This window comes from Streptomyces sp. NPDC032472, from assembly GCF_040636955.1.
Classification (GTDB): Bacteria; Actinomycetota; Actinomycetes; order Streptomycetales; family Streptomycetaceae; genus Streptomyces.
Window position 1 is genome coordinate 102,510 of the sequence record NZ_JBEZVK010000001.1, and the last position, 22,013, is coordinate 124,522.

At 71.7% G+C, this 22,013-nt stretch carries 21 protein-coding genes and 1 riboswitch; of the genes, 12 read left to right on the top strand and 9 right to left on the bottom strand.

The window, feature by feature from the left end:
- The first annotated feature begins 37 nt into the window (after window positions 1–37).
- Window positions 38–751, top strand: a complete 714-nt coding sequence (locus tag AB0F11_RS00415) for a flavodoxin family protein (RefSeq protein WP_362166565.1) — start codon at window positions 38–40, stop codon at window positions 749–751.
- Between the two features lie 178 nt (window positions 752–929).
- Here the strand turns inward: AB0F11_RS00415 and AB0F11_RS00420 are convergent, their stop codons facing one another.
- From AB0F11_RS00420 to gcvT, 7 genes are all read right to left on the bottom strand, one after another.
- Window positions 930–1,463 carry a hypothetical protein gene (locus tag AB0F11_RS00420; RefSeq protein WP_362166566.1) on the bottom strand — a complete coding sequence of 178 codons (534 nt, stop codon included), beginning with the start codon at window positions 1,461–1,463 and terminating at the stop codon, window positions 930–932.
- A 94-nt stretch (window positions 1,464–1,557) separates the two neighbouring features.
- Complete coding sequence (locus tag AB0F11_RS00425) at window positions 1,558–1,965, bottom strand: SsgA family sporulation/cell division regulator (protein ID WP_362166568.1); 408 nt, start codon at window positions 1,963–1,965, stop codon at window positions 1,558–1,560.
- A gap of 203 nt (window positions 1,966–2,168) precedes the next feature.
- Complete coding sequence (locus tag AB0F11_RS00430) at window positions 2,169–2,480, bottom strand: hypothetical protein (RefSeq protein ID WP_362166570.1); 312 nt, start codon at window positions 2,478–2,480, stop codon at window positions 2,169–2,171.
- 302 nt (window positions 2,481–2,782) lie between these two features.
- Complete coding sequence (locus tag AB0F11_RS00435) at window positions 2,783–4,165, bottom strand: L-serine ammonia-lyase (RefSeq protein WP_362166573.1); 1,383 nt, start codon at window positions 4,163–4,165, stop codon at window positions 2,783–2,785.
- Window positions 4,166–4,456: 291 nt separating this feature from the next.
- Entirely contained in the window at window positions 4,457–5,713 is a 1,257-nt protein-coding gene (gene glyA / locus AB0F11_RS00440) for a serine hydroxymethyltransferase (protein ID WP_362166575.1), read from the bottom strand.
- Between the two features lie 16 nt (window positions 5,714–5,729).
- On the bottom strand, window positions 5,730–6,110 hold the full coding sequence (gcvH, locus tag AB0F11_RS00445) for a glycine cleavage system protein GcvH (protein WP_362166577.1): 381 nt from the start codon (window positions 6,108–6,110) through the stop codon (window positions 5,730–5,732).
- 80 nt (window positions 6,111–6,190) lie between these two features.
- Window positions 6,191–7,306, bottom strand: a complete 1,116-nt coding sequence (gcvT, locus tag AB0F11_RS00450) for a glycine cleavage system aminomethyltransferase GcvT (protein ID WP_362166580.1) — start codon at window positions 7,304–7,306, stop codon at window positions 6,191–6,193.
- A gap of 172 nt (window positions 7,307–7,478) precedes the next feature.
- Window positions 7,479–7,582, bottom strand: a riboswitch (glycine riboswitch).
- Window positions 7,583–7,867: 285 nt separating this feature from the next.
- Here gcvT and AB0F11_RS00455 point away from each other — a divergent pair.
- From AB0F11_RS00455 to AB0F11_RS00505, 11 genes are all read left to right on the top strand, one after another.
- Window positions 7,868–8,512, top strand: a complete 645-nt coding sequence (locus AB0F11_RS00455) for an AAA family ATPase (protein WP_362166784.1) — start codon at window positions 7,868–7,870, stop codon at window positions 8,510–8,512.
- A 101-nt stretch (window positions 8,513–8,613) separates the two neighbouring features.
- Entirely contained in the window at window positions 8,614–9,348 is a 735-nt protein-coding gene (locus AB0F11_RS00460; protein ID WP_362166786.1) for an enhanced serine sensitivity protein SseB, read from the top strand.
- Between the two features lie 82 nt (window positions 9,349–9,430).
- Complete coding sequence (locus AB0F11_RS00465; protein ID WP_362166582.1) at window positions 9,431–10,171, top strand: enhanced serine sensitivity protein SseB C-terminal domain-containing protein; 741 nt, start codon at window positions 9,431–9,433, stop codon at window positions 10,169–10,171.
- A 584-nt stretch (window positions 10,172–10,755) separates the two neighbouring features.
- Window positions 10,756–11,748, top strand: coding sequence for an ABC transporter permease (locus AB0F11_RS00470; protein WP_362166584.1), 993 nt, complete (start codon window positions 10,756–10,758; stop codon window positions 11,746–11,748).
- A 41-nt stretch (window positions 11,749–11,789) separates the two neighbouring features.
- The gene (locus AB0F11_RS00475; RefSeq protein WP_362166585.1) at window positions 11,790–13,550 is read left to right on the top strand and encodes an ABC transporter substrate-binding protein; all 1,761 of its coding nucleotides are present in this window, start codon (window positions 11,790–11,792) and stop codon (window positions 13,548–13,550) included.
- Window positions 13,551–13,690: 140 nt separating this feature from the next.
- Window positions 13,691–14,692, top strand: a complete 1,002-nt coding sequence (locus tag AB0F11_RS00480) for an ABC transporter permease (RefSeq protein ID WP_362166587.1) — start codon at window positions 13,691–13,693, stop codon at window positions 14,690–14,692.
- Between the two features lie 92 nt (window positions 14,693–14,784).
- Complete coding sequence (locus tag AB0F11_RS00485) at window positions 14,785–15,810, top strand: ABC transporter ATP-binding protein (RefSeq protein WP_362166789.1); 1,026 nt, start codon at window positions 14,785–14,787, stop codon at window positions 15,808–15,810.
- 5 nt (window positions 15,811–15,815) lie between these two features.
- A complete protein-coding gene (locus AB0F11_RS00490; RefSeq protein WP_362166590.1) occupies window positions 15,816–16,949 on the top strand; it encodes a dipeptide ABC transporter ATP-binding protein in 1,134 nt (377 codons plus the stop codon).
- Window positions 16,950–17,555: 606 nt separating this feature from the next.
- Complete coding sequence (locus AB0F11_RS00495) at window positions 17,556–18,212, top strand: trimeric intracellular cation channel family protein (protein ID WP_362166593.1); 657 nt, start codon at window positions 17,556–17,558, stop codon at window positions 18,210–18,212.
- Window positions 18,213–18,270: 58 nt separating this feature from the next.
- Entirely contained in the window at window positions 18,271–19,128 is an 858-nt protein-coding gene (locus AB0F11_RS00500) for a thioesterase family protein (protein ID WP_362166595.1), read from the top strand.
- A 157-nt stretch (window positions 19,129–19,285) separates the two neighbouring features.
- Window positions 19,286–20,449: a cysteine desulfurase family protein gene (locus tag AB0F11_RS00505; protein ID WP_362166596.1), complete on the top strand. Its 1,164-nt coding sequence runs from the start codon at window positions 19,286–19,288 to the stop codon at window positions 20,447–20,449.
- Here AB0F11_RS00505 and AB0F11_RS00510 read toward each other — a convergent pair.
- Both AB0F11_RS00510 and AB0F11_RS00515 read right to left on the bottom strand, forming a co-directional pair.
- Window positions 20,446–21,183 carry a hypothetical protein gene (locus AB0F11_RS00510; protein ID WP_362166598.1) on the bottom strand — a complete coding sequence of 246 codons (738 nt, stop codon included), beginning with the start codon at window positions 21,181–21,183 and terminating at the stop codon, window positions 20,446–20,448. The genes AB0F11_RS00505 and AB0F11_RS00510 overlap by 4 nt on opposite strands.
- An 83-nt stretch (window positions 21,184–21,266) precedes the next feature.
- On the bottom strand, window positions 21,267–21,968 hold the full coding sequence (locus AB0F11_RS00515) for an N-acetylmuramoyl-L-alanine amidase (protein WP_362166600.1): 702 nt from the start codon (window positions 21,966–21,968) through the stop codon (window positions 21,267–21,269).
- Between the last annotated feature and the right edge of the window lie 45 nt (window positions 21,969–22,013).

Consider the following 22,013-nt stretch of genomic DNA (forward strand, 5'->3'; position numbering starts at 1 on the left):
GGTGGCGGGGCGGCCCACGGCTGCACAGGCTGTCCCCGTGGCCACCGAACACGACTACTCCGATCTGAGCGCCGTGTACGTCAACTGCACGCTCAAGCGCTCGCCCGAGACCAGCAACACCGAGGGCCTGATCTCCAGGAGCCGCGCCGTCATGGAGTCGGCCGGCGCCCGCACCTCCCTGATCCGCGCCGTCGACCACGACATCGCCACCGGCGTCTGGCCGGACATGACCGAGCACGGCTGGGAGAGCGACCAGTGGCCGGTCCTCTACAGCGAGGTCATGGCCGCCGACATCCTCGTCCTGTGCGGGCCCATCTGGCTCGGCGACAACAGCTCGGTGATGAAGCAGGTCATCGAACGGCTCTACGCCTGCTCCTCGCTCCTGAACGAGCAGGGCCAGTACGCCTACTACGGGCGGGTCGGCGGCGCCATCGTCACCGGCAACGAGGACGGCGTGAAGCACTGCGCCATGAACATCCTCTACAGCCTCCAGCACCTCGGCTACACGATCCCCCCGCAGGCCGACGCCGGCTGGATCGGCGAGGCCGGCCCCGGACCCTCGTACCTCGACCCGGGTTCGGGCGGTCCCGAGAACGACTTCACCAACCGCAACACGACCTTCATGTCGTGGAACCTGATGCACCTGGCGGCCCTGCTCAAGCGCTCCGGCGGCATCCCGGCCCACGGCAACCAGCGCTCCCGATGGGACGCAGGCTGCCGCTTCGACTTCCCCAACCCCGAACACCGCTGACCCGCGGCCACGGGCCGCGGGCGCGGCCGCCCCGGGCCGGTACGCCTGCATCCAGGACTGGTTCGGCAACGGCGGCCCGAGCACCATGCGGATCCGCCCGGCGGCGTGACCGCCGACCGTCTGACCTGACCGCCCGGCGGCGTGACCGCCGGGCGGCCTGCACCGGCCGGTGTCCGCGTCAGCAGCACACGTTGCGGTGCGCGACGTCGAGGACGAACCGCTCGGGCGCGTGCAGCTTGAACGAGGTGAAGGAGGGCTTGCTGTCGAAGGCGGCGCCGAAGGTCACGTACCCCTCGAAGTCGCCGGTCAGCGCCAGGCCCCGCAGCGCCGTCAGGTGGGTCCTGACGAGCGTGGGCCCGCGGTAGCTGCTCCTGCCGTCGTCCAGGTGGGCGGCGGCGGGGTGCAGGCGGATCTGCAGGAAGTACCTCCCGGCCAGCGGGACCGGCTTCCCGGACCCGTCGTGGACCAGCCTCGGGACGCGGGTGACGGTGACGTCGGGCACCCGGCCCTTGAGGTCGATGACGATCCGGTCGTACGAGCAGTGCCCGGCCCACCGGGCATTGACGACGAGCGGGGTCGACGCGGTGGTGCGTGCGGCGCCGGCCGCGGCCGGGACGGCGGCGGTGGAGGCCGGTGCGGCGAGGGTGATCCCGGCGGCGAGCAGGGCCCCCGTGGCCAGGGCCACGGTCTGCCGGCGGCGGAGGTGGTTCATGACGTCCCCCTGTTTCTCCTGAGACGGGGACTGCTGTCACTGCCGAAGACACACCCGGCGCACACATGGTTCCGGCAAATCCAAATAAATCAGACTAACGGGACAGAAGCCCGCTGAGCCCCGCGTCGAGGTCGTAGTGCCGCTGCTCCTCGCCCCGCGGCACCAGTTCGACCAGCCGCCGACACAGCGCCCGCACGTCCTTCGCGCGGGCGGAGACCACGCAGCTGCGGCCGCCGCCCTCGAAGGAGAGGCACACCCGCGGCTCGCTGCCGCGCCGCCCCGGCCACACGCGGATGTCGCCCTCGCCGGTGGCGCGACTCTCGCCGTCGAGCAGCAGGTCCCTGGAGAACACCCACCGGGCGAGGCGCCTGCCGCCGCCCTGGAAGTCGAGGGTGAGCTCGTACGGCCGCTCGCAGCGGTACGTGAAGGCCGCCAGCAGGGGGAGGGGCCGCGCGGCGCCCTCCAGCCGGATCGGAAGGACGCGGTGCTCGATGCCGGTCATGGGCGGTGCGCCTCCTGCGGCGGGGGAGGGGGAACGGAGGGGGCGGAGGGAGTGGAGGCCCCACCCCCGGAAGCTAGTCCACGCGCGCCCCGGACCGCCGGGCCGAAGGTCCCCACTCCGGGGGCCCGTAGGCCCTCTTCCCACAGGCACGCGCACGGGCTCGCCTCCCGGGGGAGAGACGGGCCCGCTGCGTCACCGCACGGCTACGGCAGGGGCCCGAAGGTGAACACCCCGTGCCCGTTGCCCTGTCCGATGACCGTGGCGCCCGCGCCGTTGACCTGGGAGCCGTTGCCCTGGTTCGAGGCCCCGGAGCCGGTGGCCACCTGCTGCGTCGTGGCGGAGTTGCCGGCGTTGCAGCCGGCCACGCCGCCGGCGAAGATCTCGCCGACCGAGGCGTTCGACGCCGTCCCCGCCGCGGCCCCGTTGTCGGCCTGGGCGGTGCCGGCGCAGAGCGCGACGGCGAGGGGAAGCGCTGCGAGCGCGGCGATCACACGGGCGGTGCGGATGCTTGCCATGGTGAAGTCCTCCAGTACACAAAAAGGCTGCGGTCCACGGCGGTTGGCCGGCCGCCGGGGGTGTGGCCGCGACGTCACGTGATCACCATGGCGCAGAAGATCACCGCGCAACCAGCCCTGCCCGCACGGTTCGCCCTGAAGCGTGACCAACCCCAGCCCAAACCTCAACGCCCGGACAATCCCCGGCGATTGCCGCATCAGCGTCTCCGCCGAGCTCGTTGCAGCGGCAAAACACAAGGGCCCGGCGCACTGTGTGTGCGCCGGGCCCCTCCGAGCCGAGCCGGGTCAGTCCCGCGAGCCGATCAGCACTCGATGACGTTGACCGCGAGGCCGCCGCGGGCGGTCTCCTTGTACTTGATCTTCATGTCGGCGCCGGTCTCCTTCATGGTCTTGATGACCTTGTCCAGGGAGACCTTGTGGGAGCCGTCGCCGCGCATGGCCATCTTGGCCGCGGTGACGGCCTTGACCGCCGCCATGCCGTTGCGCTCGATGCAGGGGATCTGCACCAGGCCGCCGACCGGGTCGCAGGTCAGGCCCAGGTTGTGCTCCATGCCGATCTCGGCCGCGTTCTCGACCTGCTCGGGGGTGCCCCCGAGGACCTCCGCGAGGGCGCCGGCCGCCATCGAGCAGGCCGAGCCGACCTCGCCCTGGCAGCCGACCTCGGCGCCGGAGATCGAGGCGTTCTCCTTGAACAGCATGCCGATGGCGCCCGCGGCGAGGAGGAAGCGGACCACGCCGTCCTCGTCCGCGCCGGGCACGAAGTTCATGTAGTAGTGCAGGACCGCGGGCAGGACGCCGGCGGCGCCGTTCGTCGGGGCCGTCACGACGCGGCCGCCCGCCGCGTTCTCCTCGTTGACCGCCATCGCGTAGATCGTCGTCCACTCGCTGCGGTGCATCATCGGGTCGCCCTCGGTGCGCAGCTGCCGCGCCGTCGAGGCGGCCCGGCGCTTGACCCGCAGGCCGCCGGGGAGGATGCCCTCGCGGGACATGCCGCGGGCGACGCAGGCCTGCATGACGCGCCAGATCTCCAGCAGGCCGGCGCGGATCTCCTCCTCGGTCCGCCAGGCCTTCTCGTTCTCCAGCATCAGGGAGGAGATCGACAGGCCGGTCTCCTTGGCCAGGCGCAGCATCTCGTCGCCCGAGCGGAAGGGGTACTTCAGCACGGTGTCGTCGAGCTTGATCCGGTCCTCGCCGACCGCGTCCTCGTCCACCACGAAGCCGCCGCCGACCGAGTAGTACGTCTTCTCCAGCAGCGGGGCGCCGGAGGCGTCGTACGCGAAGAGGGTCATGCCGTTCGCGTGGTACGGCAGGGCCCGGCGCCGGTGCAGGATCAGCTGGCTCGGCTCGTCGAAGGCGATCTCGTGGGCGCTTCCTATCTCGGTGCCCAGCAGCCGCAGCCGGCCCGTCTGGCGGATGCGCTCCACCTCGTCGTCGGCGGTCTCCACGTCCACCGTGCGGGGGGAGTGGCCCTCCAGGCCGAGCAGGACCGCCTTGGGGGTGCCGTGGCCGTGTCCGGTCGCACCGAGCGAGCCGTACAGCTCCGCGCGGACCGAGGCGGTCTGGGCGAGGACGCCGTCCTTCTTCAGCCGGTTCACGAACATGCGGGCGGCCCGCATCGGGCCGACGGTGTGCGAGCTGGACGGACCGATACCGATCGAGAAGAGATCGAAAACGGAAATGGCCACTTTGGTGGACTCCCGGGGGACATCCCCATGGTGGTGGGGAACGGACCCGTCCAGTCGCTCACGCAGCGTAGCGGGCGGCCGACGGAGGGGGCGGACTCTGCAGGGATTGCGGGCAAAGATCACCTCGTGGGCGCCCCTGCCCGGTTAATCAGCGTACGTCAGTTCGTAGGGGGGTCGGTTACGCCGACCTGTACGGCGGCTTTCGCGGTCCCGACGTCCAGGACCGCGTCCCCGGGCCATGGGAAAGGCCCGGCCCTGTGTGACACAAAGCCGGGCCCCCTAGCCGTGGCCTTACAGCGACGGGTACAGCGGGAACTTCGCGGCGAGCGCCGAGACGCGCGCCTTGAGGGCCTCGCCGTCGTACGCCGGCTTCAGCGCCTCCGCGATGATGTCGGCGACCTCGGTGAAGTCCTCGGCGCCGAAACCGCGGGTGGCCAGCGCCGGCGTGCCGATCCGCAGACCCGAGGTGACCATCGGGGGCCGCGGGTCGTTCGGGATGGCGTTGCGGTTGACCGTGATGCCGATCTCGTGGAGGCGGTCCTCGGCCTGCTGGCCGTCCAGCTCCGAGTTGCGCAGGTCCACCAGGACCAGGTGCACGTCGGTGCCGCCGGACAGCACGTCCACGCCCACGGCCTTGACGTCGTCCTGGACCAGGCGTTCGGCGATGATCTTCGCGCCGGCCAGGGTGCGCTCCTGGCGCTCCTTGAACTCGGGCGTGGCCGCCACCTTGAAGGAGACCGCCTTGGCCGCGATCACGTGCTCCAGCGGACCGCCCTGCTGACCGGGGAAGACCGCGGAGTTGATCTTCTTGGCCAGCTCCTGCGTCGACAGGATGACACCGCCGCGCGGACCGCCGAGGGTCTTGTGCGTGGTGGTGGTGACGACGTGGGCGTGCGGCACCGGGTTCGGGTGCAGGCCCGCGGCCACCAGGCCGGCGAAGTGCGCCATGTCGACCATCAGGTACGCGCCGACCTCGTCCGCGATGCGGCGGAAGGCGGCGAAGTCCAGCTGGCGCGGGTAGGCGGACCAGCCGGCGACGATCAGCTGCGGCTTGGACTCCTTGGCCAGGCGCTCGACCTCGGCCATGTCGACCTGGCCGTCCTCGCCGACGTGGTACGGGACCACGTTGTAGAGCTTGCCGGAGAAGTTGATCTTCATGCCGTGGGTCAGGTGACCGCCGTGGGCCAGGTTCAGGCCCATGATCGTGTCGCCCGGCTTGAGCAGCGCGAACATCGCGGCGGCGTTGGCCTGCGCACCGGAGTGCGGCTGGACGTTCGCGGCCTCGGCGCCGAACAGCGCCTTGATCCGGTCGATCGCGATCTGCTCGACGACGTCGACGTGCTCGCAGCCGCCGTAGTAGCGGCGGCCCGGGTAGCCCTCGGCGTACTTGTTGGTCAGGACCGAGCCCTGGGCCTCCATGACGGCGACCGGAGCGAAGTTCTCCGACGCGATCATCTCCAGGGTGGACTGCTGGCGCACGAGCTCGGCGTCGACGGCGGCGGCGACGTCCGGGTCAAGCTCGTGGAGAGGGGTGTTCAGAACGGACATCTCGATCCCCTGTGGGTCAGTTTCCGGCGGTGAGCGCGTCGTACTCCGTCGCGGAGAGCAGGTCGGCCGGCTCCTCCGTGACGCGTACCTTGAACAGCCAGCCGCCCTCGAACGGAGCGGTGTTCACGAGCGCCGGGTCGTCCACGACGTCCTGGTTGGACTCGACGACCTCACCGGTGACGGGGGAGTACAGGTCGCTGACCGACTTGGTCGACTCCAGCTCGCCGCAGGTCTCGCCCGCGGTCACCGTGTCGCCGACCTCGGGGAGCTGGGCGTAGACGACGTCACCGAGCGCGTTGGCCGCGAACTCCGTGATGCCGACCGTCGCGACGCCGTCCTCGGCGGCCGACAGCCACTCGTGCTCCTTGCTGTAACGCAGCTGCTGGGGGTTGCTCATGGCCTGATTCTCCTGGATGCGGGGGAGTGCGAACGAACAGTGGTCTTGCGTACCGAGACGGCTCGGCCGGCGGACGAGGGTTACTTCTGCCGCTTGTAGAACGGCAGGGCGACGACCTCGTACGGCTCATGCGTACCGCGAATGTCCACGCCGACGCCGGAGGTGCCGGGTTCGGCGTGTGCCGCGTCGACGTACGCCATCGCGATCGGCTTGCCGAGCGTCGGGGACGGGGCGCCGGAGGTGACCTCGCCGATCACCTCGCCGCCCGCCACGACCGGGAACCCGGCGCGCGGGACGCGGCGGCCCTCGGCGACCAGGCCGACGAGCTTGCGCGGGGCCTTCGTGGCGGCCTGCTCGGCGGCGGCCTCCAGGGCGGCGCGGCCCACGAAGTCGCCCTCCTTCTCGAACTTCACGACCCGGCCCAGGCCCGCGTCGAACGGGGTCAGGGCGGTGGTCAGCTCGTGCCCGTACAGCGGCATGCCCGCCTCCAGGCGCAGGGTGTCGCGGCAGGACAGGCCGCACGGGACCAGCCCGGCGCCCTCGCCGGCCTTGGTCAGCGCCTGCCACAGCTCCACGGCGTGCTCGGGGGAGACGAACAGCTCGAAGCCGTCCTCGCCGGTGTAGCCGGTGCGGGCGATCAGCGCCGGGACGCCGGCGACCGTGCCCGGCAGGCCGGCGTAGTACTTCAGCCCGTCCAGGTCGGCGTCGGTGAGGGAGGCCAGGATGCCGGGGGACTCCGGGCCCTGCACCGCGATCAGCGCGTACGCGTCGCGGTCGTCGCGGACCTCGGTGTCGAAGCCGGCCGCGCGCTCGGTCAGGGCGTCCAGGACGACCTGGGCGTTGGAGGCGTTGGCGACCACCATGTACTCGGTGTCGGCCAGGCGGTAGACGATCAGGTCGTCGAGGATGCCGCCGTCCTCCCGGCAGATGTGCGTGTAGCGGGCGCGGCCCACGCCGACCGTGGAGATGTTGCCGACCAGCGCGTAGTCGAGGGCCTTGACGGCCTCGGGGCCGGTCAGAGTGATCTCGCCCATGTGGGACAGGTCGAAGAGGCCGGCCTTGGTGCGCACGGCGTTGTGTTCGTCGCGCTCGCTGCCGTACCGCAGCGGCATGTCCCAGCCCGCGAAGTCGGTCATGGTCGCACCGAGCGAACGGTGCAGCGCATCGAGTGCGGTCAGGCGGGGTGCAGTGCTCATGGGTGTGGCTCCCGGGTCCCAGGGCATGACATGACGAGGACGTTCCTCCCCATCTGTCATCGGAACCTGAGAGGTTCGCCGAGAGTCCCGGGGGAACACCGACTTGCACCTTGGGTGGAGCACACCCCGTTCCGCCGCGGCGGAGGGGGAGCGGCTCGCTTTTCAGATCTGCCTCATCCACGCGGTACGGGGCCTGAGAGATTCAAGGGAGGTACTTGCTCCTTCGGCGCCCGGGCGAGGCCGTGGGGCCTGCCGGGACTCTCCCGCGCGGATTCAAGCGGCCGGTATGCAGTTGGTCCAGATGGCGCACATCATTGCACGCCCTGCCGGGAATCGGGCGGGCGGGCCCGAAAGACTGTGTGATTCGCGGTACGGCCGGGTTCGTGCGGCCGTGCGCGTACGCCCGTCCCGGTGGTCGGACGGCCCGGCCGCAACCGGGGCCGCCGGATTACCGTCTCTTTACATTCAGTGGGCAAGGGGTCCTGGGACCCGATTCGGGGGGAGGCGATCACCGTGCGGAGATTCGGAGCGCTGGCGACGGGCGGGGTCAGGGCCGGTGCCGTGGACGGGCTGCCCGTGCAACCGCGGCGGGCAGCCCGTCCCGGCGCCGCCGGCGGGCCCGTGCGCGACCTGCGGGGGCGGGGCGTGAGCGGACCGCAGTGGCTCGGTTTCGCCGAGGGGGACATCGTCGTGGTCTCCGGCCTGCCCGGCGGCGGGAAGAGCACCCTGATCAAGCGGGCCGCGCACGGGGGCGGGATCGACTCGCAGGACGTGCGCGAGCGCTGGGAGCGGCGGATGCCCGCGGCGCTGCCCTACGCCGCGTACCGGCCGCTGGTGCGGATCGCGCACTACTGGGGGCTGTGGCGGGCCCTGCGCACCGGCGCCTCGGTGGTCGTCCACGACTGCGGCACGCAGAGCTGGGTGCGCGCCCTGCTGGCCGCGACCGCCCGGCGGCGCGGCCGCGCCCTGCACCTGCTGCTGCTGGACACCTCCCCCGAGGAGGCCCTGGCCGGGCAGGAGGCCCGCGGCCGCGGGGTCTCCTCGTACGCCTTCTCCCGGCACCGGGCGGCGGTGGACCGCCTGCTGCGGGCCGCCGAGGCGGGCCCCCTCCCGGCGGGCTGCGCCTCGGTGGTGCTGCTCGACCGGGCGGCGGCCGCCCGCCTGGACCGCATAGCCTTCCGCCCCGCCGCGCGCGGCGCCGCCTGAACGCGGATCCGGCCCCGCGGCCGGGGGCGGGACGGAGGGTGCCGCCCGGGGGGCTACCCTTCGGGCGACACCACGTGCGGGAACGGGAAGCGGAGGCGGGCATGCAGGGCGGCGGGTGGCCGGAGAACGAGCTGGAGCAGGTGCTCGGGGCGGCCCTGGGCGTGCCGGAGGCCGGCGCGCGGATCGTCGAGGCGCTCGGCCGCAGCAGCGTGTGGGTGCCGCTGCCCGGCGGCGGGGGCCCGGACAGCGCGTCCCTGACCCTGCCCACCATGGAGATCGGCGGCGCGCCGTACGTCCCCGTCTACAGCTCCGAGGGCCAGTTCCGCGCCTGCGTCGGCCCCGGCATGGACTTCGCCGTGGCCCCGGCCGTGGAGTTCGCCCGCGGACTGCCCCCGCAGCTCGGCATCGCCGTGAACCCCGAGGGCGCCGTCGGCGTCCCGCTGCCCCCGGCCGCCGTCGCCCAGCTGTGCCGGGTCGGCCGGACCGAGCTCGACGGGCCCGCCACCGGCGGCCGCGTCCGGCTCTTCGAGCCCGACTGGCAGGACGATCCGGTGGACTTCCTCGCCGCCGCGGCCGAGGAGTTCCGGGCCACCGGCGTCGTCACCGCCGCGCACCGCTGCCTCGCCAGCGTCGAGGGCGGCGCGCCCGAGCTGTACATCGGCGTCCGGCTGTCGGGACGGGATGCCGCGATGCGAAGCGCCCCGCTCGAGGCCCTCGGCCGGGCCCTGGCCCGCGTCCCGGCGCCCTGGCCGGTGCAGTTGATCCTGCTCGACGCCGCCGAGGACCCGGTGGTCGACTTCATCGTTACGCGCGTACGCCCCTTCTACCTGCCCTAGGGCCGCTTAAGCTGTTACATCTCCGGGCCGCACGGGCGGCCCGGACACGGCGGACGACGTGGCGGACGAGGAGGGGTACCGGGTGAGTGCATCAGGCACGGCCGCGGCCGGGCAGGTCGAGCACATGATGCGCCAAGTGACTCCCGGGCGCTACGAGAACTACGAGTCACTGCTGCACGCCCTCGCCGAGGGCCGGCTGTGGATGCTGCTCTGGCACGGCAGCCCCGGCTCGCCGGACGCCCAGTACGGCGGCATGGAGCTCGACGGCCTCGGGTACGCGCCCTGCGTGACCTCCCCCCAGGAACTGGCCGCCAGCGGCTGGAACCGGGGCTACGAGGTCGTCACCGGCCGGGACATCGCCCGCGCCCTGTACCCGGACCGCTGGGGCCTGTGGCTCAACCCGCACGCCCAGGGCGGCGGCCTCGGCATCCCCTGGGCCGACCTGCGCAGGATCGCCACCGGGCTGGACCGGATGCCCGCCGGCCCGCTGCGGCTGTCCGAGCCTGCCCTGGAGCTCCCGCAGTTCTACGGGCTGCTGACCCAGCACGCCCACCGCACGCCCGCCGTGCGCTCGCTGCGCCGCGCCTGGGTGCAGCCGGCGCTGGGCTCGCCGTACCTCGCGGTGGGGCTCGACCTGTACGACGCCTCCGCGCCCGCGCTGGAATCCGTACGGGAGATGATGCGCCAGTCCGTCGGCGCGGTGCCCGAGGGCGTGCCGGTGTGCACGGTGGCGCTGGCCGACGAGCACGACCCCGTCGCGATGTGGCTCCGGTCACAGACGCGGCCGTTCTACGACCGTGAGGGCCAGGCCCCGGTCTACTGATCCGGGGTCGTTCGATCCCTGAGACTTTCCACATCGCGCGAGCCGGAGGCCGCGGGGAACACCGGTTCCCCGCGGCCTTCGGCTTGTCCGGATTTCGCCGCTGTTGCGGGTCCAAAAGGCATGGCCCTGGCGTCAGTTGGGCGCCATGTCCGTTTGCGTACCGACTGGATGGTGTTGCTCCGCTGAGGTGACAGCGGAGTCCGGATAACGGGAATCGGACCCTCACATCACGGTTGCGCATCCATTCATCTGCGGGTCTGGCGGCTGATCGCAGCCCCGATGAAGACTCCCCACCCAAGAGCCGGTCAGTCCTCCAAGGGCGGGTCCGGCATATGCACCGCGCTTGTTGTTCCGCACAGTTCTCTGCACAACTTCTGCACCACTGCTGCACCACTCCTGCACCGCGCCCGGCACCGCCGTGCGCACCGCAAATGCACCGCAACCGCACCGCACTTCACGCACTTCCTGCACCTCAGCACGCGTCCTGGCGTGTCACCACGCACTCGAGCGCCACTCCGCACCAACGCCGCCACAGCGGCGGGCATGGGCCGGCAACCCGTCGGCCGAGAGGGGTCCCCACCACGATGACGGCACCACTGCACGACACGAGCGCGGAATCACCCGCACCCGTGTCCGTAGCCGACGTCCCTGCGAAGGCCATCGAAGGCCGCTCGCCCGGCCGCATCGCCTGGATGCGGCTCAAGCGCGACAAGATCGCGCTGACCGGCGGCGTGATCGTGATCCTGCTGATCCTGGTGGCGGTCTTCGCACCGCAGATCGTGAGCCTGCTGGGCCACCCGCCCAACGAGTTCCACGAGGACCTGATCGACCCGGATCTCGGCACGCCGACCGGCTCCCTGGGCGGCATCAGCTCCGACTTCCTGCTGGGCGTCGAACCGACCAACGGCCGCGACGTCTTCAGCCGGATCGTCTACGGAGCCCGCATCTCCCTGGTCGTCGCCTTCCTGGCGGCCTTCGTCTCCGTCGTCATCGGCAGCCTGCTCGGCGCGCTCGCCGGGTTCCTCGGCGGCTGGGTCGACGGCATCATCAGCCGCCTGATGGACCTGCTGCTGGCCTTCCCCCAGCTGCTGTTCACCATCGCGCTGGTCTCGGTCGTCCCCAACTCCCTGTGGGGGTTCGAGGGTTCGGGCGTCCGCATGGGCGTCCTGATCATCGTGATCGGCTTCTTCGGATGGCCGTACATCGGCCGTATCGTCCGCGGCCAGACGATCTCCCTCAGGGAGCGCGAGTACGTCGAGGCCGCCCGCAGCCTCGGGGCGGGCCGCGGCTACATCCTGGTCAAGGAGTTGCTGCCCAACCTGGTCGCGCCGATCCTCGTCTACTCGACGCTGATCATCCCGACCAACATCCTGACGGAGGCGGCCCTCAGCTTCCTCGGCGCCGGCGTCAAGCCGCCGACCGCGTCCTGGGGAAAGATGCTTTCCGACGCCGTCCCCATCTACCAGGACGACCCCATGTACATGGTGGTTCCCGGTATCACGATCTTCATCACCGTCCTGGCGTTCAACCTCTTCGGGGACGGGCTGCGTGACGCACTCGACCCCAAGGGCAGCTGAACCGATTCACCGCTTCACCCACCTCTGGAGGTTGGACCACCGTGATCCGCAGAAAGCAGGCACTCGCGATCACCGCCGTGATCGCCGCCCTGTCCCTGACCGCCGCGTGCGGTGGCGACGGCGACAAGAAGACCGAGGGCAAGGGCGGCGGCAATGCCGCCTTCAACCTCGCCACCACCACCATGGTGAACCCCTCGGACGCCAAGGGCGGCGAGCTCAAGCTCTGGTCGCCGCAGGACGTCGACTACCTCGACCCGGCGCGTGCCTACTACGGCTTCGTCTGGGACATCCAGCGCCTCTACGTCCGCCAGCTGCTCGCGTACGACAGCAAGCCCGGCGAGGCCGGCAGCAAGCTCGTCCCGGACCTCGCCGAGGCCCTGCCGGTCCTGAGCAACGACGGCAAGACGTACACCGTCAAGCTCAAGGACGGCGTGAAGTTCGAGGACGGCACGCCGATCACCTCGAAGGACATCAAGTACGGCATCGAGCGCGTCTTCGCCCAGGACGTCCTCTCCGGCGGCCCGACCTACCTGATCGACAAGCTCGACCAGGGCCAGAAGTACCCCGGCCCGTACAAGGACACCGACCCCAACAAGATGGGTCTGCAGTCCGTCCAGACGCCGGACGACAAGACGATCGTCTTCAACCTGGCGAACCCGGACTCCGACTTCAGCTACCTGCTGGCCATGCCGTCCTCCTCGCCGGTCCCGGCGGCCAAGGACACGGGTGCGACGTACACCAACAAGCCCGTCTCCACCGGCCCCTACAAGATCGAGAGCTTCACCGCGAGCAAGGGCGCCACCTTCGTCCGCAACGAGAACTGGGACCCGAAGACCGACACGATCCGCAAGGGTCTGCCGGACAAGGTCTCCTTCACGGTCACCACCAACCCGGACGACATGGACGCGCGTCTGCTGTCGGGTGACATCGACCTCGCGATCGACGGCACCGGCGTGCAGCAGGCCGCGAAGAACAAGATCCTGAAGGACGAGAACCTCAAGAAGAACGCGGACAACCCCTTCACGGGCTACATCCGCTACTTCGCCTTCCCGACCACGGTCGCGCCCTTCGACAACATCGAGTGCCGCAAGGCCGTCATCTACGCGGCCGACCCGAAGTCCCTGCAGACCGCCCGCGGCGGCCCGACCAGCGGTGACCTCGGCGCGAACATGCTGCCGCCCGGCATCCCCGGTTCGGACAAGAAGTACGACCCGTGGAACCTGACCAAGGGCGAGCCGCAGGAGGCCAAGGCCAAGGAGGCCCTCAAGGCCTGCGGCAAGCCGGACGGCTTCGAGACCACCATCGCGGTGCGTAACAACCGCGCCCCCGAGGTGAAGACCGCCGAGTCGCTCCAGGCGTCGCTGGCCAAGGTCGGCATCAAGGCCACCATCGACCAGTACGACGGCAAGCTCTCCTCCTCCACGATCGGTTCGCCCGAGAACGTGAAGAAGAAGAACTACGGCATCATCGTGATGGGCTGGGGTGCCGACTACAACTCCGGCGCCGGCTTCCTCCAGCCGCTGGTCGACGGCTCGTTCATCCAGCCGAACGCCAACAACAACTACACGATGACGAACGACCCGGAGATCAACCAGCTGTTCAAGTCGGCCGCCGCCGCCGCGACTCCGGACGCCGCCGCCCCGTTCTACACCCAGATCAACCAGAAGGTGATGGAGAAGGCGCTGTACCTCCCCATCAACTTCGACAAGGCCTTCGTCTACCACAACCCGCGTCTGACGAACGTCTACTTCAACGACTCCATGGGCAAGATCGACCTGGCCACCGTCGGCATCAAGCAGTAGCCACAGCCCGAGTCGTCACGTAACAACAGGCAAGTGCCTTCACCGCACATGCGCTAGTCCGAAGGGCAGGTGAAGGCCGCAGGCGGCGGCTGGCGTCCCCACGAGGGACGGCAGCCGCCCGCCCCGGGCGGCCGACTGCAGTGCTCGTCTACCTCATACGGCGGCTGTTCAACGTCGTCGCCACGCTGCTGGTGGTCTCCGTGGTCACCTTCGGCATCTTCTTCGCGGTCCCCAAGATCACGGGCAGCGATCCGGCGCTCATGTACGCCGGCCGCGAGACCAACGAGACCGCCCTGGCGGGCATCCGCGTGAAGATGGGCTTCGACAAGCCCATCTCCGAGCAGTACCTGACCTTCGTCAAGGGCATCTTCGCCGGCCGCGACTACAACGGCGGCACCGAGATCACCCACTGCAGCGCGCCCTGCTTCGGCTACTCCTTCAAGACCGAGGCACCCGTCTGGGAGACCATGGTCGACCGCATGCCGGTCACCCTCTCGCTCGCCCTCGGCGCGGCGGTCATCTGGGTGCTCGCGGGCGTCGCCACCGGCGTGGTCTCGGCACTCAAACGCCGCACGGCCATCGACCGAACGGTCATGGTCGGCGCACTCGCCGGCGTCTCCCTGCCGATCTTCTTCACCGGCATGGTCGCCCCCGCCATCTTCGTCTACAGCCTCGGCTGGCTGGACGTCTCCAACTACAAACCCCTGACCGAGGATCCGTTGGCGTGGCTCAACGCCATGATCCTGCCCTGGGTCACCCTGGCCTTCCTCTTCGCCGCCACCTACGCCCGCATCACCCGCGCCACGATGCTGGAGGTCCTCGGCGAGGACTACATCCGCACCGCCCGGGCCAAGGGCCTCAAGGAGGGCGTGGTCATCCGCAAGCACGCCCTGCGCTCCACCCTCACCCCGATCGTCACGATGTTCGGCCTCGACCTCGGCGGACTCCTCGGCGGCGCGGTGCTCACCGAGACGACCTTCAACTTCCAGGGTCTGGGAACGGCGGCCGTCGCCGCCATCGGCCAGGGCGACCTGCCCGTGATCATGGGCGTCACCCTGCTCGCCGCGCTCTTCGTGGTGCTGGCCAACCTGATCGTGGACCTGCTGTACGCCGTCATCGACCCGCGCGTGAGGCTGACGTGACCGAGAACAACCCCACCTCCCGCCCCGGTGAGGCCCCGGCCCAGGGCCCCGCGTTCGTACCCGAGCAGGCCGGCCCGCGCGACGGCGCCTTCCTGTCGGTGCGCGACCTCAAGGTGCACTTCCCGACCGACGACGGCCTGGTCAAGTCCGTCGACGGGCTCTCCTTCGACCTCGAGCGCGGCAAGACGCTCGGCATCGTCGGCGAGTCCGGCTCCGGCAAGTCGGTCACCTCGCTGGCCATCATGGGCCTGCACCGCACCGGCAACGCGCGCAGCCGCCCGCACATCTCCGGACAGGTCGTGCTCGACGGCGAGGACCTCGTCTCGGCCGACGCCGACCACGTGCGCAAGCTCCGCGGCCGCAAGATGGCCATGGTCTTCCAGGACCCGCTGTCCGCGATGCACCCGTACTACACGGTCGGCAAGCAGATCGTCGAGGCGTACCTGACCCACCAGGGCGGCGGCGACAAGAAGGCCGCCCGCAGGCGGGCCGTGGAGATGCTCGATCGGGTCGGCATCCCCGAGCCGCACCGGCGCGTGGACGCCTACCCCCACGAGTTCTCCGGCGGCATGCGCCAGCGCGCGATGATCGCGATGGCGCTGGTCAACAACCCCGAGCTGCTGATCGCGGACGAGCCGACCACCGCCTTGGACGTCACCGTCCAGGCGCAGATCCTCGACCTGATCCGCGACCTGCAGAAGGAGTTCGGCTCCGCGGTCATCATGATCACGCACGACCTCGGCGTGGTCGCCGAGATGGCCGACGACATCCTCGTGATGTACGGCGGCCGGTGCGTCGAGCGCGGCAGCGCCGAGAAGGTCTTCTACGAGCCCCGCCACCCCTACACCTGGGGGCTGCTCGGCTCCATGCCGCGCATCGACCGCGAGCAGACCGAGCGCCTGATCCCGGTCAAGGGCTCGCCGCCCAGCCTCATCAACATCCCGAGCGGATGCGCCTTCAACCCGCGCTGCCCGTACGCCGACGTCCCCAAGGGCGGCATCACCCGCACCCGGCGGCCGGAGCTCACCGAGGACGGCGGCGGGCACTGGTCCGCCTGCCACATGTCCTCCGAGGAGCGGACCCGGATCTGGACCGAAGAGATTGCGCCGAAGCTGTGACCGACATGAAGAAGAAGGACGGCGCCCCGCAGGCCACCGCACAGTCCGGCGCGCAGTCCACCGCGCAGGCGGCTGCGCAGACGGCCGCGGCCGCCGAGGAGCAGCCGCTGCTGAAGGTGACCGGCCTGGTCAAGCACTTCCCCATCAACAAGGGGCTGCTGCGCCGGCAGGCCGGGGCCGTCAAGGCCGTCGACGGGATCGACTTCGACGTCCGGCGCGGTGAGACCCTCGGCGTCGTCGGCGAGTCCGGCTGCGGCAAGTCCACGATGGGCCGGCTCATCACCCGCCTGCTGGAGCCGACGGGCGGCACGGTCGAGTTCGAGGGGCGCGACATCACGCACCTCGGCGTCGCCGGGATGCGGCCGCTGCGCCGCGACGTGCAGATGATCTTCCAGGATCCGTACGGCTCCCTGAACCCCCGGCACACGGTCGGCACCATCGTCAGCGCCCCCTTCAAGCTGCAGGGCGTCGAGCCGGAGGGCGGGCTCAAGGCGGAGGTGCAGCGGCTGCTGTCGCTGGTCGGCCTCAACCCGGAGCACTACAACCGCTACCCGCACGAGTTCTCCGGCGGCCAGCGCCAGCGCATCGGCATCGCCCGCGCGCTGGCCCTGAAGCCGAAGCTGGTCGTCGCGGACGAGCCGGTCTCGGCGCTGGACGTGTCGATCCAGGCCCAAGTGGTCAACCTGCTGGACGACCTCCAGCAGGAGCTCGGCCTCACGTACGTGATCATCGCGCACGACCTGTCGGTCATCCGGCACGTGTCGGACCGCATCGCGGTGATGTACCTCGGCAAGATCGTGGAGCTGGCGGACCGCACCTCGCTGTACGAGAAGCCGATGCACCCGTACACCAAGGCGCTGCTGTCGGCCGTGCCGGTGCCGGATCCTCGGCGGCGCGGGGCCAAGAGCGGGCGCATCCTGCTCAAGGGCGACGTGCCCTCGCCGATCTCGCCGCCGGCCGGGTGCCGGTTCCACACGCGGTGCTGGAAGGCCACGCAGATCTGTGCGGTGCAGGAGCCGCCGACGGTGACGCCGGAGGCGGGGCACCAGGTCGCCTGCCACCACCCCGAGAACGCCCCCGACCTGGCCCCCGGCGACCCGGCCCTGCCGGACGCGCAGGACGCCCCGGCCGCGCTGTAGCCCGGGGGCACCGCCGTCCGACGGCCCGGTCACCGAGTAGCGGTCGGCGACCGGGCCGCCGGACGCTGTAGCCCGGGGGCACCGCCGTCCGACGGCCCGGTCACCGAGTAGCGGTCGGCGACCGGGCCGCCGGCCATCCCTCTCCGCTTCCGAAGCCGAGGGTCCGGCCCATCCGGGCCCGCTCGCCGGCTTTCGAAGCCGAGGGCCGGCAAAATCCAGCCTCGCCGGCGTTTGAGGCGCGGGGTCTGGGGCGGAGCCCCAGGAACCCGGCTCCGCCGGGCACCGGGCTCCGCCCGGACCCTCCCCCAGATTTCGTCCGGGGGGACCCCCACTCAAACGCCGGCGAGGCTGAAAATGCCCGACCCCGGCTTCGGAGGCCGGCGGGGCGGGATGTCCCAGGTTCCCGGCTCAGGCGTCGGCGGAGCCGGCCGAGCTTCTGGGGCGCTGCCCCAGCCCCCGCGCCTCAAACGCCGGCGGGGCTGGATTGGCCGGCCCCCGGCTCAGGCGTCGGCCGAGTCGACGTGGTGGGGGCCGGGTCGGCCGGTACGGGCGGGGCGGGGGCGCGGTCCCGTGAGGCGCCGGCCAGGCGGGCGGCACAATGGGGCGGTGTTCCACGATCTCTTCCCGCCCGGCATCCAGCACGCCCTGGACCTCGCGGGCATCTTTGTCTTCGCCACCGCGGGCGCCCTGCTCGCCGTCCGCAAGAACTTCGACGTCTTCGGCATCGCCGTCCTCGCCGAGGTCACCGCCCTCGGCGGCGGCCTCTTCCGCGACCTCGTCATCGGCGCCGTCCCGCCCGCCGCCTTCGGCGAGCTCAGCTTCTTCGTGACCCCGCTGGTCGCCGCGGCCCTCGTCTTCTTCCTCCACCCCGAGGTGCAGCGGATCAACCGCGCGATCAACGTCTTCGACGCGGCCGGCCTCGCCCTGTTCTGCGTGACCGGCACCACCAAGGCGTACGAGTACGGCCTCGGGCTCACCGCGTCCGCCGCGCTGGGCACGGCCACGGCCGTCGGCGGCGGCGTGCTGCGCGACGTCATCGCCAACGAGGTGCCCTCGCTGCTGCGCGACCGCGAGATGTACGCCGTGCCCGCCGTCGTCGGCGCCTCGATGATCGCCGTGTTCATCGCCTTCGGGGTGCTGGGGGCCGTGACCACCGCCTTCGCGATCGCCACCACCTTCGTGCTGCGGCTGCTCGCCATGCAGTTCCACTGGCGGGCCCCGCTGGCCTGGAACCGCCGCTCCTCGGTGGCCGAGGAACCGTAACCTGCAGGCCACAAAGAAAAGCTACCGCTTAGTAGCCTTGCGTTGTAGGCTCGATCGCATGGCATACGCAGCGGCCCAGGCCTCCATTGGCGACAGCGAGTTCGACCGCGACACCACCGTCACCGCCCGCGTGGGCGAGCCCGGCGTGTACGACGCGGAGCTCTCCGCCGGATGGACGATCATCACCGCCGTCAACGGCGGCTACCTGCTGGCCCTGGTCGGCCGGGCCCTGTCGGCGGCCCTGCCGCACCCGGACCCCTTCACCGTCTCCGCCCACTACCTGACCTCCTCCGAACCCGGCCCCGCCGTGATCCGCACCGAGGTCGTGCGAGTCGGGCGCACCCTGTCCACCGGACAGGCCTCCCTGTTCCAGTTCCACGCGGACGGCAACGAGGTCGAGCGGATCCGCGTCGTCGCCTCCTACGGCGACCTCGCCGCCCTCCCGGACGACGTCCGCACCACCGCCGTCCCGCCCGCGATCCCCGCGTACGAGGACTGCCTCGGGCCGGAGGCCGGACCGGCCGCCCCGATCCCCGGCAGCAACGCCATCGTCGACCGGCTCCGGCTGCGGCTGGACCCGGCGACCGCGGGCTGGGCGCTCGGCGCGCCGTCCGGGAAGGGCGAGATGCGGGCCTGGTTCGAGCTGGCCGACGGCCGGGACGCGGACCCGCTGTCGCTGCTGCTCGCGGTCGACGCGCTGCCCCCGACCTGCTTCGACCTGGGGCTGATGGGCTGGAGCCCGACCGTGGAGCTGACCGCGCACGTCCGCCACCGCCCGGCGCCCGGCCCGCTGCGGATCTCCATCACCACCCGGAACCTGGCCGGCGGCTTCCTCGAGGAGGACGCCGAGGTCTGGGACTCCGCCGGCCGCCTGGTCGCCCAGTCCCGCCAGCTGGCCCGCGCCCCGCGCGGCTGACCCGGGGCCGCGGCCCGCGGCCGCGCCACCCGACCCCGGCCCCGGCCCCTGTGCGAGGGGGCCGGGGCCGGTCCGCGTGCGGCGGGCGGTGCCCGGGGCCGCGGCCGGGGGACGCCGTAGGTCCGGGGCGCCCGCAGCCTCGTAGAATCAGGGGATCATGGCCTACCTCGACCACGCCGCCACCACTCCGATGCTCCCGGAGGCCGTCGCGGCGATGACCGCGCAGTTCGCCGTCACGGGTAACGCGTCCTCCCTGCACGCCGCCGGCCGCCGCGCCCGCCGTACCGTCGAGGAGGCCCGCGAGGCCCTCGCCGAGGCGCTCGGGGCCCGCCCGAGCGAGGTGGTCTTCACCGCCGGCGGCACCGAGGCCGACAACCTCGCCGTCAAGGGCCTGTACTGGGCCCGCCGCGACCAGGACCCGGCCCGCACCCGGGTGCTCGCCAGCCCCGTCGAGCACCACGCCGTCCTCGACGCCGTGCACTGGCTCGCCGAGCACGAGGGCGCCGAGGTCGAGTACCTGCCGGTGGACCGCCACGGCCGGGTCGACCCCGACGACCTGCGCGCGGCCATCGCCCGCAACCCTGCTGACGTCGCCCTGGCCACCGTGATGTGGGCCAACAACGAGATCGGCACCGTCATGCCGGTCCGCGAACTGGCCGCGGCCGCCGCCGAGTTCGGCGTCCCGCTGCACTCCGACGCCGTCCAGGCCGTCGGACAGCTCGACGTCCGCTTCGGCGACAGCGGCCTCGCCGCGATGACCGTGAGCGGCCACAAGATCGGCGGCCCGTACGGCATCGGCGCACTGCTCCTCGGCCGCGACCAGAGCCCCGTACCCGTTCTGCACGGCGGCGGCCAGGAGCGCCACGTCCGCTCGGGCACCCTCGACGTGCCCGCCATCGCCGCCTTCGCAGTGGCCGCCGTCCTCGCCGCGGAGCGGCGCGAGCGGTTCGCCGCCGAGGTCGGCGCACTGCGGGACGAGCTGATCCGCGCCGTCCGCGCGGCCGTGCCCGACGCCGTCCTCGGCGGGGACCCCGACCGCCGGCTCCCGGCCAACGCCCACTTCAGCTTCCCCGGCTGCGAGGGCGACTCGCTGCTGCTCCTGCTGGACGCCCAGGGCATCGAGTGCTCCACCGGATCCGCCTGCACCGCCGGCGTGGCCCAGCCCAGCCACGTCCTGCTGGCCACCGGCACCGACCCGCAGCTGGCCCGCGGCACCCTGCGCTTCTCCCTCGGCCACACCTCCACCCGTGAGGACGTCGCCGCCGTGGCCGCGGCCATCGGCCCGGCGGTCGAGCGCGCCCGCACGGCCGGCCTGAGCTAGCCTCCCGCTCCCGTCCGCTGCAGCTCGGACACGTCGACGCTCTCGGCCGGCGTCGGCGTCTTCGACGGTACGGGCTTGTCGTACTCGGAGAAGTCGGCCTCGCCCTGCGTCCCGTCGGTCTGCCCCTGGATCCGCAGCAGGAGGGGCTTGCCCTCGGTGGCGACGTAGAGCGTGGCCCAGTCGGCCCCGGAACGGCCGGTGACCGTGATCGCGGGAGTCTCCTTGACGAGGGCCTTCCCGCCCTTCTTCACGTCCTCCGTCGCGAAGGGTCCCGGCAGGTACTCGCGCTGGAGGTGGGACACGTCGCACGAGGAGGACAGCTGGCGCAGTTCGGGGTCGTCGGCGTGGCCGTGCATCCACCGCCCGTTCAGCAGCTGGATCAGCGCCTCGGCCTTCTCCGGGACCTGCGTCTTCCAGAACGTGGCGTCCGGTTTCATCCAGACGTCCTGTCCGCGTTTGACGATCTCGATACGGCCCTTGTGCGGGGCCAGCTCGACGGTGCCGGTGCAGTTGCCCTCGCGGTCGAGGCGGAAGTCCACGACGTAGCTGCCCGACGCGTCCTTGGTCCGGCCCTCCCAGCGCAGGGACCGGGCCTCCAGGAGCGACTGCCGCCCCTTCTGCGCGATCACGTCGGCCGGCTCGTCCTCGATGCCGTTCCCGCCCGACGCCGCCGCCGTCCCCACCAGCAGGACGCCTGCACCGAGCCCTGCCGCCACGTGTGCGAGCCTGGACATCGCCTCACCTCCGGAACGCGGGGCAGGCCGCAAGATCAGCGTAGGCCCGGGGGACCGGCTCCGCAGCTCCGGCCCGGTACGTCTCAGCCGGTGCCGGGCCGCCCGTCCAGCTCGGCCCGGACCAGGCGCAGGTAGCGGTCCCAGTCCCAGTGCGGGCCCGGGTCCGTGTGGTCGGCGCCCGGCACCTCGGAGTGGCCGAGGATGTGCTTGCGGTCGACCGGTATGCGGTACCTCCGGCAGATGTCGGCGGCCAGCCGGGCCGAGGCCGCGTACATCGCGTCCGTGAAGTCCTGCGGGCGCTCCACGTACCCCTCGTGCTCGATGCCCACGCTGCGCTCGTTCATCGACCGGTTCCCCGAGTGGAACGCGACGTCCAGCTCGCGCACCATCTGCTCGACGTGGCCGTCCTGGCGGACTATGTAGTGCGCGGACGCCTTGTGCCACGGGTTCTTGAACGCGTCCACCGACGAGGCGAAGCTGCCCTCGGTGACGTGGACGACGATCCGGTCCACCCGGTAGTCGTCCGGCCGGTCCGCCAGCCGCCAGTTCGCCGGCGAGGCCGCCGTCCAGCTCGCGCCCTCGTGGTCCAGCGCGCCCTCCACGCGCGGCTTGGACACCCCGGGCAGCATCCACCAGGCGCGCCCCACCTCGTCGCGCCCGGCGATCGCCGCCACCGCGAAGACCGCGAGCACGCCGAACAGCACGGCCCTGCGGATCCGCCTCCGCCCGGTCCGCCTGCCGGTTCCCTTCCCGGTCCCCTGGCCGTTCCCCTCCGTGCTCCCCATGTGATCCACCCCCCGTAGCCAGAACGCGCTGGGGCCCCGGCCGGT

Coding starts and splice junctions, on each gene's coding strand:
- AB0F11_RS00420 (WP_362166566.1), bottom strand. CDS start 1,463: ATGAACCACCTCCGCCGCCGGCAGACCGTGGCCCTGGCCACGGGGGCC.
- AB0F11_RS00425 (WP_362166568.1), bottom strand. CDS start 1,965: ATGACCGGCATCGAGCACCGCGTCCTTCCGATCCGGCTGGAGGGCGCC.
- AB0F11_RS00430 (WP_362166570.1), bottom strand. CDS start 2,480: ATGGCAAGCATCCGCACCGCCCGTGTGATCGCCGCGCTCGCAGCGCTT.
- glyA (WP_362166575.1), bottom strand. CDS start 5,713: ATGTCCGTTCTGAACACCCCTCTCCACGAGCTTGACCCGGACGTCGCC.
- gcvH (WP_362166577.1), bottom strand. CDS start 6,110: ATGAGCAACCCCCAGCAGCTGCGTTACAGCAAGGAGCACGAGTGGCTG.
- gcvT (WP_362166580.1), bottom strand. CDS start 7,306: ATGAGCACTGCACCCCGCCTGACCGCACTCGATGCGCTGCACCGTTCG.
- AB0F11_RS00460 (WP_362166786.1), top strand. CDS start 8,614: ATGCAGGGCGGCGGGTGGCCGGAGAACGAGCTGGAGCAGGTGCTCGGG.
- AB0F11_RS00470 (WP_362166584.1), top strand. CDS start 10,756: ATGACGGCACCACTGCACGACACGAGCGCGGAATCACCCGCACCCGTG.
- AB0F11_RS00490 (WP_362166590.1), top strand. CDS start 15,816: ATGAAGAAGAAGGACGGCGCCCCGCAGGCCACCGCACAGTCCGGCGCG.
- AB0F11_RS00500 (WP_362166595.1), top strand. CDS start 18,271: ATGGCATACGCAGCGGCCCAGGCCTCCATTGGCGACAGCGAGTTCGAC.
- AB0F11_RS00505 (WP_362166596.1), top strand. CDS start 19,286: ATGGCCTACCTCGACCACGCCGCCACCACTCCGATGCTCCCGGAGGCC.
- AB0F11_RS00510 (WP_362166598.1), bottom strand. CDS start 21,183: ATGTCCAGGCTCGCACACGTGGCGGCAGGGCTCGGTGCAGGCGTCCTG.
- AB0F11_RS00515 (WP_362166600.1), bottom strand. CDS start 21,968: ATGGGGAGCACGGAGGGGAACGGCCAGGGGACCGGGAAGGGAACCGGC.